Origin of the sequence: Nitratireductor soli, assembly GCF_001050155.1 — a bacterium.
GTDB classification, from domain to species: Bacteria; Pseudomonadota; Alphaproteobacteria; order Rhizobiales; family Rhizobiaceae; genus Nitratireductor; species Nitratireductor soli.
Genome location: NZ_LFVY01000012.1, coordinates 171220 through 187771, shown reverse-complemented (window position 1 = coordinate 187771; position 16552 = coordinate 171220). Strand labels below are relative to the sequence as shown.

At 66.0% G+C, this 16552-nt stretch carries 16 protein-coding genes; 11 read left to right on the top strand and 5 right to left on the bottom strand.

Going from position 1 to position 16552, the window contains the following annotated elements:
- Positions 1–2: 2 nt before the first annotated feature.
- The 5 genes from AB843_RS16485 (at position 3) to AB843_RS16465 (ending at position 2918) form a co-directional block, all read left to right on the top strand.
- The gene (locus AB843_RS16485; RefSeq protein WP_048647958.1) at positions 3–464 is read left to right on the top strand and encodes a hypothetical protein; all 462 of its coding nucleotides are present in this window, start codon (positions 3–5) and stop codon (positions 462–464) included.
- Positions 465–539: 75 nt separating this feature from the next.
- Positions 540–1241: a MotA/TolQ/ExbB proton channel family protein gene (locus AB843_RS16480; protein WP_048647957.1), complete on the top strand. Its 702-nt coding sequence runs from the start codon at positions 540–542 to the stop codon at positions 1239–1241.
- Positions 1231–1620 carry a biopolymer transporter ExbD gene (locus AB843_RS16475; protein WP_048648001.1) on the top strand — a complete coding sequence of 130 codons (390 nt, stop codon included), beginning with the start codon at positions 1231–1233 and terminating at the stop codon, positions 1618–1620. Before AB843_RS16480 ends, AB843_RS16475 begins: the two co-directional genes overlap by 11 nt.
- Positions 1621–1623: 3 nt before the next feature.
- The gene (locus AB843_RS16470) at positions 1624–2034 is read left to right on the top strand and encodes an ExbD/TolR family protein (protein WP_048647956.1); all 411 of its coding nucleotides are present in this window, start codon (positions 1624–1626) and stop codon (positions 2032–2034) included.
- The gene (locus AB843_RS16465; protein WP_048647955.1) at positions 2031–2918 is read left to right on the top strand and encodes a TonB family protein; all 888 of its coding nucleotides are present in this window, start codon (positions 2031–2033) and stop codon (positions 2916–2918) included. Before AB843_RS16470 ends, AB843_RS16465 begins: the two co-directional genes overlap by 4 nt.
- A 3-nt stretch (positions 2919–2921) precedes the next feature.
- Here AB843_RS16465 and putA read toward each other — a convergent pair whose 3' ends face one another.
- Complete coding sequence (putA, locus tag AB843_RS16460) at positions 2922–6533, bottom strand: bifunctional proline dehydrogenase/L-glutamate gamma-semialdehyde dehydrogenase PutA (protein WP_048647954.1); 3612 nt, start codon at positions 6531–6533, stop codon at positions 2922–2924.
- A 163-nt stretch (positions 6534–6696) separates the two neighbouring features.
- Between putA and AB843_RS16455 the strand changes: the two genes are divergently transcribed.
- Positions 6697–7149 (top strand): Lrp/AsnC family transcriptional regulator, encoded by a 453-nt coding sequence (locus tag AB843_RS16455; RefSeq protein WP_048647953.1) that lies wholly within the window; start codon positions 6697–6699, stop codon positions 7147–7149.
- Here the strand turns inward: AB843_RS16455 and AB843_RS16450 are convergent.
- From AB843_RS16450 to AB843_RS16435, 4 genes are all read right to left on the bottom strand, one after another.
- Positions 7136–8335, bottom strand: coding sequence for a cytochrome-c peroxidase (locus tag AB843_RS16450; RefSeq protein ID WP_048648000.1), 1200 nt, complete (start codon positions 8333–8335; stop codon positions 7136–7138). The genes AB843_RS16455 and AB843_RS16450 overlap by 14 nt on opposite strands.
- 26 nt (positions 8336–8361) lie before the next feature.
- Entirely contained in the window at positions 8362–8817 is a 456-nt protein-coding gene (locus tag AB843_RS16445) for a FixH family protein (protein WP_048647952.1), read from the bottom strand.
- A 150-nt stretch (positions 8818–8967) separates the two neighbouring features.
- On the bottom strand, positions 8968–10425 hold the full coding sequence (locus AB843_RS16440) for an NAD-dependent succinate-semialdehyde dehydrogenase (protein WP_048647951.1): 1458 nt from the start codon (positions 10423–10425) through the stop codon (positions 8968–8970).
- A 77-nt stretch (positions 10426–10502) separates the two neighbouring features.
- Complete coding sequence (locus tag AB843_RS16435) at positions 10503–11447, bottom strand: AEC family transporter (protein WP_048647950.1); 945 nt, start codon at positions 11445–11447, stop codon at positions 10503–10505.
- A 365-nt stretch (positions 11448–11812) separates the two neighbouring features.
- Here AB843_RS16435 and AB843_RS16430 point away from each other — a divergent pair, with 365 nt between their 5' ends.
- The 5 genes from AB843_RS16430 (at position 11813) to AB843_RS16410 (ending at position 16552) form a co-directional block, all read left to right on the top strand.
- On the top strand, positions 11813–12364 hold the full coding sequence (locus AB843_RS16430) for a histidine phosphatase family protein (protein WP_048647949.1): 552 nt from the start codon (positions 11813–11815) through the stop codon (positions 12362–12364).
- A gap of 207 nt (positions 12365–12571) precedes the next feature.
- Positions 12572–12850: an acyl carrier protein gene (locus AB843_RS16425; protein WP_048647948.1), complete on the top strand. Its 279-nt coding sequence runs from the start codon at positions 12572–12574 to the stop codon at positions 12848–12850.
- Positions 12851–12941: 91 nt separating this feature from the next.
- A complete protein-coding gene (locus AB843_RS16420; RefSeq protein ID WP_048647947.1) occupies positions 12942–14129 on the top strand; it encodes a beta-ketoacyl-ACP synthase in 1188 nt (395 codons plus the stop codon).
- Positions 14130–14216: 87 nt separating this feature from the next.
- On the top strand, positions 14217–15437 hold the full coding sequence (locus tag AB843_RS16415; protein WP_048647999.1) for a beta-ketoacyl-ACP synthase: 1221 nt from the start codon (positions 14217–14219) through the stop codon (positions 15435–15437).
- 86 nt (positions 15438–15523) lie between these two features.
- Entirely contained in the window at positions 15524–16552 is a 1029-nt protein-coding gene (locus AB843_RS16410; protein WP_048647946.1) for a zinc-binding dehydrogenase, read from the top strand.

Genomic DNA, 16552 nt, shown 5'->3' with positions numbered 1-16552 from the left:
CCATGTCATCCATCAACCCGATCCGCACCTCCCTGCCCGCCGCCGGCCTTGCGCTGGCGGCGGGAATGGCCGTGATGATGCCGTTAGGCGCGCCGGCGCAGGAAACGGCGCCGGCGAAAACAATCAATCTCGAACTCAACGCCCTCGAAGCCAGCGACAAGGGCTGCCGCATCGCCTTCGTGGTGCAGAACGGGCTGGAACACGACATCGACAAGGCGGCCTATGAAATCGCCCTGTTCGACAAGCAAGGGCTGGTCGACCGCCTGATGGTGCTCGATTTCCAGGATCTGCCGGCGGAAAAGACCAAGGTACGCCGCTTCGATCTGGCCGATGCCGACTGCGCACAGATCGGCCGCGTGCTGATCAACGACGCCACCGCCTGCGAAGGCGACCGCATCGAAACCGGCGATTGCATCGCCAGGCTGACGCCCACGACGCGCAGCGACATTGCCTTTGGAAAATAACCGGGCGTCTTCGGCAAGCAACCGGAGCAGCTTCGGCAAACAGCCGACCCAACGGAAACGACAGGAATACACATCATGATCGACGGCCTCGCCACCACAATCGGCTCCTTCCTCAAGCTCGGCGGCCCCGTCGTGGCGATCCTGCTGGTGCTGTCGGTTTTCGCCGTGGCGCTGATTCTCCTGAAGCTGGCGCAGTTCCAGCGCGAGCGCATCGGCCGGCGCGGGCGGGCCAAGCGCGCCCTGCATGCCTGGTTCCACCGCAACCATGGCGAAGCGCGCGCCGCCCTCGGCAATGCCCGCTCGCCGCTGGAGGAAGCGCTGGCGGCGGCCATCCGGCTGGCGGGCTCAGGCACGACCAAGGACGCGGTCGAGGACGAGGTGAGCCGCATCGTGCTCAGCCGGCTGCATGAATTGCAGCGTGGCTTTCGCGCCCTCGACGCCATTGCCCAGGTGGCACCGCTGCTCGGCCTGTTCGGCACGGTGCTCGGCATGATCGACGCCTTTCAGCAATTGCAGCAGGCCGGCAACAATGTCGATCCATCCCTTTTGGCCGGCGGCATCTGGGTCGCTCTTTTGACCACGGCTTGCGGCCTGGCCGTGGCGATGCCCATCTCGCTGGTCCTCACCTGGTTCGAAACCCGGCTGGAAAACGAGCGGGTGGCGATCGAGACGATGACAAGCTCAGTCCTGTCGCACAGTATGTCCGGCGAGGCCGAGCAGCCGGCGGCCACATCCCCGGCGCCGGCCATGTTGCATGGGGCCCGCCATGCGCATTGACGCCCAGGCGATCCATCGGCGCCGGCCGCTGTCGCTCACCTCGCTGATCGACGTGATCTTTCTCTTGCTGCTGTTCTTCATGCTGTCGTCGACCTTCACGCGCTTCGCGAAAGTGGAGATTTCCGGCGGCCCGGCGGCGACATCGGCCGGCGGCAAGACACCAGATGTGTTGGTTCGCGTCGATGATGCCGAAGGCTGGCGCATCAACGGCCTGTCCTTGCCCGAGGAGGAGGCCATCGCCGAACTGGCGCGTCTCGACGAGAGCGGCGCCGACACGGCGGTGCTTCTGGTGCGCGGCGCGCTGACGTCGCAGGCCCTGGTGAGCGCCGTCGAGCGCATCCGCAAGGACACCACGCTAACCCTGTCGATTGCGAGATAACCCATGCTGCGTCTTGCCCGCCCCCGTCAAACCCGGCCGCGTGAAAGCACGGTCACGCTGATCAACATCGTCTTCCTGATGCTGATCTTCTTCCTGGTGGCGGGAACGCTGACGCCGCCGCTCGACAATGCGGTGGCGCTGATCTCGACCAGCGATGCGGAGCGTTCGGAGCCACCCGGCGCGTTGTTCGTCACCAAGGATGGCGAGATGCGCGCGGAAGGAACGGTGGTCGATGCCGCCGGCTTCGTTGCGCGGCACCATGCCGAGGCCGACATGCAGAGCGGGCAAACGCTGGAAATCCGGGTGGCGGCCGACCGCGACCTGCCTGCCGCCCGGCTGGTCGACATCGTCGGCGCGCTCAGGGCGGCCGGCGCCGGCAAGATCAGCATTGTCACGGAACGGGCGGAACCATGAACGCCAGGACACTGAAATGGACGGCGGCGATCGCCATTTCTCTCAGCCTTCACGCCGGAGCCGCCGGCTTCATCGGGCTGCGCGCGCCGCAGGTGGAGATCGCCGGCGGCGGCACCACCGAAATCGCCATCGCCGGCAACGCATTCGCCGACCAGTTGTCGTCCGGCGAAACGATCGACGAGGTCGCGCCGGTCATCGATGAGACACCCGCCGCGGTGGAGCCTGAAACCGCGACGGAGATCGCTCCCGAACCGACGGCGACGCCGGTCGAAAGCGAAGCGGTGGAGGTCGCGGTAGCCGAGACACCCGTCGAAACGGTCGAGCCGGTAGAGCAAGCGGAGATTGCCGTGGTGGCCGCCGATGCGCCCCTTCCGACCCCCCGGCCCGATTACGTGCCGCCCAGGAAAACGGTGCAGGAGAGCAAGCCGCAGCCACGCGAGACGCGCAAGGCGGAGACCCGGCAGAAGAAGCCGCGAACCTCGGGGTCGCGCGGGCAGGACAGGCAGGACGCCCAACGCGGCAGCGCGTCCGGCAGGCAGAATGCCGGCGAGGCGGCGAAGGGGCGGCAGACGGCGCGCGCTTCGCAAAGCGGCAACGCGCGGACGTCGAACTATCCCGGCAAGATCGTCTCGAAGCTGCGCCGTTCCCTGCGCTATCCGAGCGCGGCCAAGCGCGAGCGGCTGCGCGGCGAAGCGCATGTGCGCTTTACGGTGGCGCAAAACGGCGCGGTGAGCGGCGTGCGCGTCGTGCGCAGCTCCGGCTCGCCGGTGCTCGACAAGGCGGCGATCGAAACCGTGCACCGTGCCGCCCCCTTCCCATCGATACCGGCCGATGCCGGCCGCTCGTCCTGGGGCTTTACGGTGCCGCTCGCTTTCAAGCGTTGACGGTCAGACGGCGGCAAGCAGGCTGGCATTGCCGCCGGCCGCAGTGGTGTCGACGCAGATGGCCCGTTCATGGGCGTAGGCTGCCGGATACAGCGTTTCCGTGACGAGCGGCACGATGGCGCCGGCGCGCTCGGCGAGCGCCATACGCAAGGCTTTCAGCCATGCGTCGGCGCCGTTTGCGGCAACGAGATCAAGCGGCAGGCCGGCCAGGCTTGCCGGCTCCACAACGCCATCGGCCGCCGCCACGGGCAAGCCCTGGCCCAGAAGCGGTTTCAGCACGCGCGAGGCATCGGGATGGACCGCCAGCACCGCATTGCCGGCGGCCAGCGCCTGAACCGCCTGGGCCAACAGCGCGTCCGCGTCGGCGCCAAGACACAGAACCCGGCCGCGCGGCGTCAGCATCAGCGTGTTGGCCTCGCCCGTCGGTCCCGGCAGGTCGATCGGCCCCTGGTCGAGACCGGCGGCTGCGGCCATGGCGTCCGTCGCCTTGCCGCGCAAAAGCCGGCGCAACGTGGCCAGACGGTCGGCACGCCCGATCCATGCCCTGTCGGTCTTCGGCATCAGGCCGGCAACAGCGGCGCCCGCCAGCGGCGCGCCTTCCACGGCGGAGCCGCCATCGGACACAGTGCGGCGGAAGCGGCGCAGATAGTGCGGACCGCCGGCCTTGGGGCCGGTGCCCGATAACCCTTCGCCGCCGAAGGGCTGCGCGCCGACGACAGCGCCGATCTGGTTGCGATTGACATAGATGTTGCCGGCATGGACATGGTCGATGACATGCTGTGCGCGCGCATCGATGCGTGTGTGAAGGCCGAAGGTCAGCCCGTAACCCTTTGCGTTAACAGCGGAAATAACGTCGTCTATGGCATCGGCATCGAAGCTCGCCACATGCAGGACGGGGCCGAACACCTCGCGCTCCAATTCGCCGATGCCCGACACTTTGAAAGCCGTGGGCGCCACATGGCGGCCACCTTCCGGCGCGTCGAGCGCGGCGATGAGCCGCCCCCTGTCGGTCATCTGCCGATTGTAGTCGGCAATGCCCTGCAGCGCTTCATCATCGATGACAGGCCCGACATCGGTGGAAATCTGCCATGGGTCACCGATCGTCAGCGCGCGCATGGCGCCTTCCAGCATCTCCAGCATGCGCTTCTCCACATCCTTCTGGATGTAGAGCATGCGCAATGCCGAGCAACGCTGGCCGGCGCTCTGGAAGGCCGAGGCGACGATGTCGCGCACCGCCTGCTCGGGCAGCGCGGTCGAATCGACGATCATCGCGTTGAGCCCGCCCGTCTCGGCGATCAGCATGGCATCGGGCGCGGCGTGCGTGGCCAGTTGCCGCTCGATCAGCCGCGCCACCTCGGTCGAGCCCGTGAAACAGACGCCGGCGATGCGTGGATCAGCCGTCAGCGGACCGCCGACCGTCGGGCCGTCGCCGGTCAGAAGCTGGATCACATCGATGGGAATGCCTGCCTCGTGCATCAGCGCCACGGCGCGCGCGGCGATCAGCGAGGTCTGCTCGGCCGGCTTGGCGATCACCGCATTGCCGGTGACCAGCGCCGCAGCGATCTGCCCGGTGAAGATGGCGAGCGGAAAGTTCCAGGGCGAAATGCAGACGATGATGCCGCGCGCCTCGGTGTCCCTTTCCGCCTGCCTTGCCTCGCTTGCATAATACCGCAGGAAATCGACCGCTTCGCGCACTTCGGCAATGCCGTCGGCCAGTGTCTTGCCGGCCTCGCGCGTGGCCAGCGCGAAGAACTCGGCGGCGTGCGCCTCGTAGAGGTCGGCAATGCGGCGCAGGATCGCGGCGCGCTCGGTGACCGGCCGCGCCGCCCATGCGGGCTGCGCCTCGAGCGCCAGGCCGACCGCCTCGCCGGCCTGCTGCCGTGTCGCGTCGCGCACCGTGCCGACCTGTTCCGAAACCTGAGCCGGATTGACGACAGGGCGCATGTCGCCCTTGCCCTTGGCGCGGGTGATGGACTCAGCCCGCCAGACATGCGGTGCCGCGAAGGGCGCGCGCGCCGCATCGAGCGCCGCCAGGGTCAGTGGATCCGTGATGTCCCATCCCCTGGAATTGGTCCGTCCGGCACCAAAAATCTCGAGCGGGCGCTGGATCGCCGGATTGGCGGCGGGCTGCCCCTCGACGCCGGCGAAAGGATCGGTGGCGATCGTCTCGGCGCTGACCGCCGTGTCGACGATCTGGTGGACGAAGGAAGAGTTGGCGCCGTTTTCCAGGAGCCGGCGCACAAGATAGGCGAGCAGGTCCTGATGCGCGCCGACCGGGGCGTAGATGCGGCAGCGCGTGCCCTCGCGCTTGCGCACCGTCTCATGCAGCGCCTCGCCCATGCCGTGCAGGCGCTGGAACTCGAACGCCGCGCGGTCGGGCGCCATGGCGAGGATCGCCGCCGCCGTATGCGCGTTGTGGGTGGCGAATTGCGGATAGACGCGGTCGGTCATGCCGATCAACTTGCGCGCGCAGGCGATGTAGCTGACATCGGTGTTGACCTTGCGGGTGAAGACCGGAAAGCCCTCCAGCCCCATCACCTGGGCGCGTTTGATCTCCGTATCCCAATAGGCGCCCTTGACCAGGCGCACCATGATGCGCCGGTCGAGCCGCTCCGCGAGATCATACAGCCAATCGAGAACGAAGGGCGCGCGCGGGCCGTAAGCCTGAACGACGACGCCGAAGCCATCCCAGCCGGCAAAAGCCTCGTCGGCAAGCACCGTCTCGATCACGTCGAGCGACAGGTCGAGCCGATCCGCCTCCTCGGCGTCGATGTTGAGGCCCATGCGGGCGTCGCGGGCATCCAGCGCCAGGCTTGTCAGGCGCTCGACCATGATCGGCAGCATGCGCTCCTTCTGCGCCTCTTCATAGCGCGGGTGCAGCGCCGACAGCTTGACCGAGATGCCCGGATTGGCGCGGATGTCATCGCGATTGGAATGCCGCTTCAGCGCGGCGATGGCGTCCGCATAGGCCTTGTGATAGCGCAGCGCGTCGGCCTCGGTGCGGGCCGCCTCGCCCAGCATGTCGTAGGAATAGGAATAGCCCTTGGCGACCATCGGCTGGCCGCGCTTCATCGCCTCGTCGATGGTGCGGCCGAGAACGAACTGCTCGCCCATCTCGCGCATCGCCTTCGACACGGCCTTGCGGATGACCGGCTCGCCGAGACGCCGCACGAGGCCACGCAGCGTCGCCTCGACGCCCTCGCCTTCCTCGTCGAGCACGCGGCCCGTCAGCATCAGCGCCCAGGTGGAGGCGTTGACGAAGATCGAGGCGGATTCGCCCGAATGGGCCGACCAGTCATGCGGGGCGATCTTGTCGCGGATCAGATCGTCCATCGTTTCGGCATCGGGCACGCGCAGCAGCGCCTCGGCCAGGCACATCAGCGCAACGCCTTCTCGCGTGGACAGCCCGTATTCGGACAGAAACGCCTCCATCAGATGCATGTCGCCCGACCCACGCACGGCGCGCACAAGATCGGCGGCGTTGTCCGATATGGCCTGCCGGTCGGTGGACGAAAGGCCGGCAAGCCGCACCAGATTGTCCACGGCTTGCGCCTCGTCGGCCAGATAATGGGCGCGGATGGCGCTTCTCAGCGCTGCGTTTGCAGTCTCAGGCATGTGGACCTCGAACGATTTGGGTCGGCAGCGCGGAACGCGCGGCACCGGTCTTCACCGGAAGATAGCACAGCCGCATCGTCATTTCGTGCTGATTGATTGCAACTGGCAGCGTAATTGATCTATCCTACAGGTCGCTTTCTCCTCTTTGAGACTGTCTTCGCCCATGTCCACAGAACGTGTAGACCGCATCGACCGCAACATCCTCGACGCCCTGACCCAGGACGGACGCTTGTCGATCGCCGAGCTGGCGCGCCGTGTCGGACTGTCCAAGACGCCGGTGCAGGCGCGGCTGCGCCGCCTGGAGAAGGACGGCTACATTCGCGGCTATTCGGCCATCATCGACCGGGCGCGCATCGGCGAGGGCCACATCGCCTTCGTCCAGGTGGAATTGTCCGACACGCGCTCCTCGGCGCTGGCCGCCTTCAACAAGGCGGTGATCGCCGTGCCGGAGATCGAGCAATGCCACATGACGGCGGCCGGCTTCGACTATCTGTTGAAGGTGCGCACGCGCGACATCGCCAGCTACCGCAAGGTCCTGGGCGAGAAGATATCCGCCCTGCCGCATGTGGCGCGCACATCCACATTCGTCACCATGGAGACGGTCAAGGATCGCTAGAATCCACGGGGTCGAGGGTTTTCAAGAAGGCGACCAGAGCCTTGCGCCCGCGTTCGGTGAAAACGACGCCGCGCAATTCGCTTGTGCCGGCGGGCGCTTGCGGCGCGCGGCTGTAGTGATCGATCACATCGTCGAGCGTGGGTATCTGACCGGCATGCATGTAGGGCGGACGGCCCGCCGCGCCGCGCAGCGACGGCGTCTTGTAGGCGCGCTCCATCGACGCCTCGTCGGGCCGCATGAAACGCAGCGCCGTGCAGGCAGCCGCCGGCGCATCGCTGAAGGCGCCGAGGCAGTTGAACGGATCGGCGAGAAGTTCCGCGACAGCACGCGCCCGGCCCCGGTCAACGGGTGCATCCTCGAGCTGCGGCACGCCGGTGTTGTGGAAATGATCGTCGGTGAAGCGCGGCCCGTTGTGGCATTCAAGGCAATTCGCCTTGCCGATGAACAATTTCAACCCCTCCCGTTCGAGCGCCGTGAAGGCTGCCTCTCCCTTCGGTTCCTCGCCCCTGCCGATCGCCTCGGCGAAACGATCGAAGCGTGTCCGCGGCGGGCGGATCGAGCGCTCGAAGGCGGCCAACGCCTTGCCGAGGTTGGCAAACACGCCATCGACCGCCTTGCGGTCCGCAGCCGCCATCGCCCGCCAGGCGGCGCGCTCGGCCGGCGTTCCTTTCGGTCCGGCATCCGCCGGCAGATGCGACAGCGGCGGCAAGGGGCCGAATACGCGCCGATAGCGCTCCCCATAGGTGGCGGCCATGTGATGGGCGAAGGCCGTGCGGTTCCCCGCATGTTCGCGCGGGTCCTCGAGCGGTGTCAGCGCCTGGGCCCAGAGACTGTCGCGCCGCCCGTCCCAGAACAGGAACAGGCTCCAGGCCACGCCCGCCAGCGGCATGGTGCGGCGATCGGTCTGCGCGACCCCGACGCCACGCGGCAGATCATCCTGGAACTGGCGGTCGATCTTGTGACAGGTGGCGCAGGAGACCTGGCCATCGCCGCTCAATCGCCGGTCGAAGAACAGGCTGGCGCCAAACGCCGCGGCCGGCGGGTCATCGGCATGGCGGTTGCTCGGATCTGCTGGCAAAGGCGCCAGTTCGGCCAGCGACAGGGACCGTATGATCTTCTTTTCGTCGGTGCTGAAATCGTCCGGCGCGCAGGCGGGCAACAGCAGGCCGGCCAGAAGCGCAAGCATGCCCGCCCTGCCGCGCGCCCGCACGGCTACAGCTCGATATTGAAAACTGCCGCGTCGTCGCCGGGCGGCGCGCTGATGGCGATGCGGATCTCCCAATGACCGCCCATGTTGAAGCGCATGCCCTCGATGCGGTAGCGCCCCTCGCCCGGATTCGTTGAAACCTGCGGCGCGGTCGGCAGCCCATGGCCATGCGCCGGCATGCCGCCGTCGACGCGGATCGTCGCATCGGTCACGGGCGCGCCGTCGGGCGTCGTCAGCGTCAGCACCCATGAATGGGTCTGGCCGACCGGGATCGGCTCGACATCGGTTTCGAACATCAGCTGGTACAGTCCGTCGGCGCTGACCGTGTTGTAGGCGACATCGACTTGCGGCGGCGGCGGCGCAAGCAGGTTCCAGCCGGCATAGACGGCGATCGCCGCGACGACAACGCCCAGGAGGCTTTTGACGAGGCGGCTGTTCCCGGTTTCCGATTGCGCTGGCATTGCGACCTCCGATTCACGCAGGCGGTATCTAACCTGGCGCAATGCAGACAGGCCACATAAATCCAGCACGAGCGATGGGTTCGGCGCCTAATTCTACAGTTGCGATCCAGATGGCGCGAAGGGACGCCGCGGTAAATCGCAACTGTAACGCTAAAGCCCAAGCCCGCCGATGCAGACATATTTCGTGTCGAGATAGTCCTCGATGCCCTGGTGCCCGCCTTCCTTGCCGATGCCCGATTCCTTCAGGCCGCCGAAGGGTGCCTCGACCGTGGTGATGATGCCTTCGTTGACGCCGACCAGGCCATATTTCAGCCCTTCCATGACGCGGAAAGCGCGGCCGAGATCGCCGGTGTAGAAATAGCAGGCGAGGCCGAACACCGTGTCGTTGGCAAGGCTGATCGCCTCCTCCTCGGTTTCGAAGCGAAAGACCGGCGCGACGGGGCCGAAAATCTCCTCCTGCATGAAGCGCATGGCGGGCGTGGCGCCGGAGATGACCGTCGGCTGGAAGAAGGAGCCACCGAGCGCGTGGCGCGCGCCGCCCGCCACCACCTTGCCGCCCTTCTCCCTGGCATCGCCGATCAGTTCCTCGACCTTCTCGACCGCCTTGTCATCGATCAAGGGCCCCTGCTGGGTGCCCTCGTCCATGCCGGGGCCGACGCGGAGCTTGTCGGCCTCGGCGGCCAGCCTTTCGACGAAACGGTCATAAATGCCTGCCTGGACGAAGAAGCGGTTGGTGCAAACGCAGGTCTGGCCGGAATTGCGGTACTTGGCGGCCATGGCGCCTTCCACCGCGCGGTCGAGATCGGCATCGTCGAAGACCAGGAACGGCGCATTGCCGCCGAGCTCCATCGAAACCTTCTTGACCGTGCCGGCGGTCTTCTGGATCAGCATCTTGCCGATCTCGGTCGAGCCGGTGAAGGTCAGCTTGCGCACCAGCGGGTTTTCGCACAGCTCATCGCCGATTTCGCCGGCCGAACCGGTGACGATGTTCACCACGCCCCTGGGAAAGCCGACTTCTTCGCACAGGACACCCCAGGCAAGACCGGAGAAGGGTGTTTGCGAAGCGGGTTTGGCGACCGCCGTGCAGCCGGTGGCCAGCGCCGGCCCGAGCTTGCGGGCGAGCATGGAGGAGGGAAAATTCCAGGGCGTCACGGCGCCGATGACGCCGACCGGCTCCTTGGTCACCAGGATGCGGCGGTCGGCCCAGGGCGACGGCACGACATCGCCATAGACCCGCCTGCCCTCCTCGGCGTACCACAGCACATAGGCGGCCGACATGCCCACCTCGCCCTTGGCCTCGGCGAAGGATTTGCCCTGTTCCAGCGTCAGCAGTTCGGCCAGCGCGTCCTGATTGTCCATGATCGCGTCATGCAGCTTGCGCAGCAGTTTGGCGCGGTGGTCGGCCGACGTCTTCTTCCACGACCGAAAGGCCCGTTCCGCAGCCTCGATGGCGCGCCGGGTCTCCGCCCGGCCGCAGCGCGGCACGGTGCCGATCGTCAAGCCCGTCGCCGGATTGACGACGTCGATGGACTTGCCTGAATCGGCGCCGACCCAGGCGCCGTCGATGAAATTCGCCTGGCGCATGAAGTGGCTGGTTTTCTGAAGCATCGGTTTCTCCTCGTATCGGTGCGGAATTTCTGCACGCCCCTGCACTGTCGGATCGGCAGATTAGGGAGTGGGTTGCTTTACGGATAGGCCCAATGGACGGCCGACAGCCAGAAGGCCGTGGTGGCGACGGCAAACAGCGTGCCGATCGTCATCGAATTGCTGGCAAGCGCCTGTCCGGTGCCGAAGCGGTTGGCGATCAGATAGGGATTGACCCCGGACGGCATGGACGCCGCCGCCACGGCCACCTGGGCGCTGAGCAGCGGCAGGCCAAGGATTTTCGCCATCGCCAGGGCAACGGCCGGCATGAGGAAAAGTTTCAGCCCGGCAATGACGATGGCCGGGCGAATATCGCCGGAGATGCCGAATTTGCGCAGCCCGAGCCCCATGGCGAACAATGCCGTCGGACCCGCCACATTGGCCAGCGCATCGACGAACCGGGTGCCGAGCGCCGGCATTTCGAGGCCGGAAATGCGCCAGGCGAGACCCGCGATGATGCCGATGATCAGCGGGTTGGAAAACAGGTTCGTCAGGAATTCGCGCGCCAGGCCGGCAAGCCCCCCGCCGCCGCTGCGCCCGAGCAGGGCGAACAGCAGGATCGACACGCCCATCATGATCGGCAAATGGATCGAGACGATCAGCGACAGCACCTCGAAGCCGCTTTGACCGTAGACGCCGAGCATGAACGGAATGCCGAGCAGCACCAGGTTGGAGAAACTGGTGGACAAGCCGGCAACAACGCCGGCGCGCGCGTCGCGGCCGAAAAGGCGCGTGATCGTCAACTGTCCGGCGATCCAGGCGATGGCGACGGCGGTGAAATAGGCGATCCACAATTGCCAGGGAATGCTGCCGTCGAAGCCGGCGCTGGCCATGGTGCGGAAAAGCAGGAGCGGCACGGCGATGGAGACGGCGAAGTCGGTCAGCGCGTCGCCGATCTGCGGTTTCAGCAACCCGCTCCAGCCGGCGGCGTAACCGAAAGCGACAAGACCAAAAACGAAGGAAACTGTTTCGACAAGCGGGGACATGGGTCCGCCTTAACCCATCACCGGCGAAATCGGTATCGATTTTCGCTGGACAGCAACCGCCGATCCAATGATCCAGGTCCTTCCGCCACAACGTTGCGGCCTCGATCGCGTTTGATCGTGCGGCAACAGCGTTGTGCGTGGTTCGACAAGCTCACCATGAGGGGAGATCTATGGTTGCAACGCCCATCTGCCACGTCTCGGAGCCAGGCTCCCTGCCAAGCCCAATCGCCCTCATGGTGAGCTTGTCGAACCACGCACAAGGTCAATGCAAAGGGGTGTAGAGCATCGTGTGTGTACGATGCCCGCTTCTTTCATGATGCGTGCGACGGCCTATATGCTAGAAAGCATTATTTGAGGATTGCCGCATGTTTCGTATGTTCATCGCCATTGCGTTGTTTTTATTCACCCTTCCCGCCCAGGCGACAGAAGCCGGCTGGGCATTGCTGCGCAACGGCGGACAAGTGGTGCTGATGCGGCATGCAAACGCGCCGGGCACCGGGGACCCGGCGAATTTCGACATCGAGAAATGCGGCACGCAGCGCAACCTGTCGGATCGCGGGCGGCAGCAGGCACGCCGTATCGGCGCCCTGTACGACGCACGCGCCGCCCCCGTCGAGAAAGTGTTGACCAGCCGCTATTGCCGCGCCCGCGACACGGCCGTCATGGCCTTCGGCGCGGAGTTGGTGGAACTCTTCGATGCGCTCGACATCCCGCCCGATGACGCAGCCGCGGAAGCACAGAAGGCGGAAATCCTGGCCAGGATTGACGCCTATACCGGCTCCGGCAATCTCGTCATGGTGACCCATCTGGCGATCATCGAGGCGATGATCGGCGGCTCGGCGCGTGAGGGCGAGGCCATTATTTTGTCACGAGGAAGCGACAATCTGCGTGCCGCCGGGCGCATCACCTTCAACTGATCGCTGGCTGATAGCGTTTTGTGGTCAGGCGATTGCCTGGCGTCCGCATAAATGCGGGACAACAAGAACAGAGCGTCCTTTGGGCGTCCGAATGGACGCATGGCGCTCCGGCGAACAAGGAACACCCCTTTTCCTGCCGGTGAAAACCGATTAGAGACCCCACAATCATTCGATTCAAAAGAATCTCCCCAGACCGAGGGCCCCCAAGTGACGACATTCGACAAGGTTGCCGACATCATCGCCGAGACGAGCGAGATCGACCGCGAGAAGATTACGCCCGAAAGCCACACCATCGACGACCTGGGCATCGACAGCCTGGACTTCCTCGACATCGTCTTTGCCATAGACAAGGAATTCGGCATCAAGGTGCCGCTCGAGAAATGGACCCAGGAGGTCAATGACGGCAAGGCTTCGACGGAGGAGTATTTCGTCATGAAGAACCTGTGCGCCAAGATCGACGATCTGGTCGCCGCCAAGGCCGGCTGAGTCCGAATGCGTCCTTGGGGGCGATCTTCCCTGACAGATGGTACCCGTCTGTTTGGGTCAGACCACCAGAAGCAGAGTTGATGAGGATAGTATGAGCCCGCGCGACGTCGTCATCACCGGGATGGGCATTGTCTCCTCGCTTGGCGAAGGCGCGGATGCCCATTGGCGGGCGCTGACCGCGGCTTCCCCGGCGCCGGTTCTCGACCGGGAGCGCTTCGCGCCCTACACGATCCATCCCCTGCCGGAGATCGACTGGAGCCAGCAGATTCCGCGGCGCGGCGACCAGCGGCAGATGGAGACCTGGCAGCGCCTAGGCACCTATGCGGCCGGACTGGCGCTGGACGATGCCGGGATGAAGGGCGACGAGGCCCTGTGCGCGGCGATGGACCTGGTGGTGGCGGCCGGCGGCGGCGAGCGCGACGAAGCCGTCGACCAGGCGATCCTCGACGCCTCGCTGACGCGCAACGACCATGATGTGCTGCTCAACGAGAAACTCACAACGGAACTGCGGCCGACGCTGTTCCTGGCGCAGCTTTCCAATCTTCTGGCCGGCAACATCTCCATCGTTCACAAGGTGACAGGCTCCTCGCGCACCTTCATGGGCGAGGAAGGTTCCGGCGTTTCGGCGATCGAGACGGCGGCCGCGCGCATTCGCGCCGGCCAATCCTCGCATCTGCTGGTCGGCGGCGCCTTTCAGACCGAACATTCCGATATGCTGCTTGCCTATGAACTGGCGGGCTTCCTGCATCGCGACGACTGGAAGCCGGTCTGGCAGCGCGCGGCTTCGCAAGGCGGTGGCGTCATCACGGGTTCGGGCGCAGCGTTCCTCGTCCTGGAATCGCGCGAGCATGCGCAACGGCGCGGCCGCGAAGCCTATGCCAGCATCGGTCCCGTCGTCTCGCGCCGCAGCCGACGCAACAGCGAACCGCTTGCCGACGGCATCGGCGCCATGCTCGACCGGATGTCCCTGCCCGAGGGGCCGCTGCTGGCGGTTTCGGGTGCCTCGGGGGCGCATGCGGCGACGCAGGCCGAAGAGCAGGCGCTGAGCCGGGACGGCAGGCTGGTCCCGCGCGGCTTTTCCTCGCTGACCGGGCATATGAAGGAAGCGCAGTTTCCCTTCGCCGTGGCGCTGGCCGCGCTGGCCGTGCGGCACGGCAAGGCCTATCCCGCTTTCGACACGGACAAGGAAGCGGCGTTCGACGGCGTGCCGGAGGCTGTGCTGGCGACGGCGATCGGCTATCATTGTTTTGAAGGAATGGGGCTCGTCACCAAGGCTTAGGCCGTTGCCTTCTGGCCCGCAGGATAAGAGATCGATCTGGTGAAAACGACCGACAGTTTTGCAAGACCCGTTGTGGCCGTCACCGGCATGGGCGTCGTCACATCGCTCGGCCAGGGCCGCGAGGACAATTGGAACGCGCTGATTGGTGGCCGCTCCGGCATTCACCCGATCACGCGCTTTCCCGTCGATCACCTGGCGACGACCATTGCCGGCACGGTCGATTTCCTGCCGTCGAGCAATGACGGCGCCAGCGCGCTGACCTTCGAGCTTGCCAATCTGGCCGCCGCCGAAGCGGTCGGGCAATCGGGCCTGCCGGCGGACGATTTCGCCGGACCGCTGTTTCTGGCAGCTCCGCCCGTCGAGCTGGACTGGCGGCATCGCCTGTCGCTCTATGCCGGCGCGCGCGACCATAATGGCAACAAGAGCCTGATCGAGGCGGCGCGCACGGCGCACGCCATGCGGATGTTCGACGAAAGCCAGTTCGCCACCATCGCCGACCGGCTGGCCGAGCAATACGGCACGCGTGGCCTGCCGATCACGCTGTCGACGGCGTGCGCCTCGGGCGCGACGGCGATCCAGCTCGGCATCGAGGCGATCCGCCGCGGCGAATGCGACCGGGCGCTGGCCATCGGCGCCGACGGCTCGGCAACGGCGGAGGCACTGATCCGCTTTTCGCTGCTTTCGGCGCTGACGACGCACAACGACGTGCCGGAAAAAGCCTCGCGCCCCTTCTCCAAGGACCGCAGCGGCTTCGTCCTGGCCGAGGGCGCCGGCGCGCTGGTGCTGGAATCGCTGGAAAGCGCGCTGGCCCGCGGCGCCGAGATTTTGGGCATCATGCGCGGCTGCGGCGAGAAATCGGACGATTTCCACCGCACCCGCTCCAAACCTGACGGTTCGCCAGCCATCGCCGCCGTCAGGGCCGCGCTGTCGGATGCCGGCATGGCCGAAGGCGAGATCGACTACATCAACGCGCACGGCACCTCGACGCCGGAAAACGACAAGATGGAACATCTGTCGCTGTCGACCGTGTTCGGCGAGCGGATCAAGGATGTGCCGGTCTCGTCGAACAAGTCGATGATCGGCCACACGCTGTCGGCGGCGGGCGCCGTGGAAGCCGTCTTCTCGCTGATGACCATGCGCGAAGGCATCCTTCCGCCGACGATCAATTACGACACGCCGGACCCGGCGATCGAGCTCGATGTGGTGCCGAATGTGAAGCGCGAGGCGCAGGTTTCCACCGTTCTGTCGAATTCCTTCGGCTTTGGCGGCCAGAACACCTGCCTTGTCATGGCGCGCGAACCGGAATGAAAGAGCGTGAATGGTGAATGGAAAGACAAGATTCTCACCATTCACCATTCACCAACTACAACGCACTCTTGACGGAACCTGAACCCATGCGCGCATTGCAACTCGTCGCGGATCGCCAGCTTGAAACCGTCGATCTCCCTTCTCCGCCGCCGCCCGGCCAGGGCGAGGTGACGGTGAAGATCCGCGCCGTCGCGCTCAACCATATCGATGTCTGGGGCTGGCGCGGCATGGCGTTCGCCAAGCGGAAAATGCCGCTGGTCGTCGGGGCGGAGGCTTCCGGCGAAGTGGAGGCCGTCGGCGCGGGCGTCGGCAACCTCCTGCCCGGCCAGCTCGTGTCGATCTATGGCGCGCGCACCTGCGGACTTTGCCGCCCCTGCCGCGAGGGCCGCGACAATCTGTGCGAACATGTCTCCGGCGTGCATGGCTTCCATCTCGACGGCTTCGCCCAGGAAAAGATCAACCTGCCGGCGCGCCTTCTGGTGCCGGCCCCGCCCGGTGTCGACGAAATCGGCGCGGCGGTGGCGCCCGTCACCTTCGGCACGGTCGAACACATGCTGTTCGACAATGCGAAGCTCGAACCCGGCGAGACGATCCTCGTGCAGGCCGGCGGCTCGGGCATCGGCTCGGCGGCGATCCAGCTTGCCAAGCGGATGGGCTGCACCGTCATCACCACGGTCGGCTCCAACGACAAGATCGACAAAGCCAGGGCGCTCGGCGCCGACCACGTCATCAACTATCGCGAGGACCGCTTCGAAGGCGTGGTGCGCAAGCTGACCAAAAAGCGTGGCGTCGATGTGGTGTTCGAGCACGTGGGCGCCGACACCTGGGCCGGTTCGATGCTGTCTCTGAAACGCGGCGGGCGGCTCGTCACCTGCGGCTCGACCTCCGGCGTCTCGACCAGCATGAACCTGATGCAGCTTTTCCAGCAGCAATTGCGGCTCATCGGTTCGTTCGGCTGCCGCATGGAAAACATGGCCGACGCGATGCAGAAGATGGCGGCGGGCCTCGTCTCGCCGGTCATCGACACGGTGGTCGAGTTCGACGCCATCGACACGGCGCTGGCGCGCATGGAAGGCCGCGACGTGTTCGGCAAGATCATCCTGCGCGTCGGCTGA

Bases quoted from the DNA above. Each gene is read 5' to 3' on its own strand.
- AB843_RS16485 (WP_048647958.1), top strand. From the start codon at position 3: ATGTCATCCATCAACCCGATCCGCACCTCCCTGCCCGCCGCCGGCCTT.
- AB843_RS16480 (WP_048647957.1), top strand. From the start codon at position 540: ATGATCGACGGCCTCGCCACCACAATCGGCTCCTTCCTCAAGCTCGGC.
- AB843_RS16475 (WP_048648001.1), top strand. From the start codon at position 1,231: ATGCGCATTGACGCCCAGGCGATCCATCGGCGCCGGCCGCTGTCGCTC.
- AB843_RS16470 (WP_048647956.1), top strand. From the start codon at position 1,624: ATGCTGCGTCTTGCCCGCCCCCGTCAAACCCGGCCGCGTGAAAGCACG.
- AB843_RS16465 (WP_048647955.1), top strand. From the start codon at position 2,031: ATGAACGCCAGGACACTGAAATGGACGGCGGCGATCGCCATTTCTCTC.
- putA (WP_048647954.1), bottom strand. From the start codon at position 6,533: ATGCCTGAGACTGCAAACGCAGCGCTGAGAAGCGCCATCCGCGCCCAT.
- AB843_RS16455 (WP_048647953.1), top strand. From the start codon at position 6,697: ATGTCCACAGAACGTGTAGACCGCATCGACCGCAACATCCTCGACGCC.
- AB843_RS16450 (WP_048648000.1), bottom strand. From the start codon at position 8,335: ATGCTTGCGCTTCTGGCCGGCCTGCTGTTGCCCGCCTGCGCGCCGGAC.
- AB843_RS16445 (WP_048647952.1), bottom strand. From the start codon at position 8,817: ATGCCAGCGCAATCGGAAACCGGGAACAGCCGCCTCGTCAAAAGCCTC.
- AB843_RS16440 (WP_048647951.1), bottom strand. From the start codon at position 10,425: ATGCTTCAGAAAACCAGCCACTTCATGCGCCAGGCGAATTTCATCGAC.
- AB843_RS16435 (WP_048647950.1), bottom strand. From the start codon at position 11,447: ATGTCCCCGCTTGTCGAAACAGTTTCCTTCGTTTTTGGTCTTGTCGCT.
- AB843_RS16430 (WP_048647949.1), top strand. From the start codon at position 11,813: ATGTTTCGTATGTTCATCGCCATTGCGTTGTTTTTATTCACCCTTCCC.
- AB843_RS16420 (WP_048647947.1), top strand. From the start codon at position 12,942: ATGAGCCCGCGCGACGTCGTCATCACCGGGATGGGCATTGTCTCCTCG.
- AB843_RS16415 (WP_048647999.1), top strand. From the start codon at position 14,217: ATGGGCGTCGTCACATCGCTCGGCCAGGGCCGCGAGGACAATTGGAAC.
- AB843_RS16410 (WP_048647946.1), top strand. From the start codon at position 15,524: ATGCGCGCATTGCAACTCGTCGCGGATCGCCAGCTTGAAACCGTCGAT.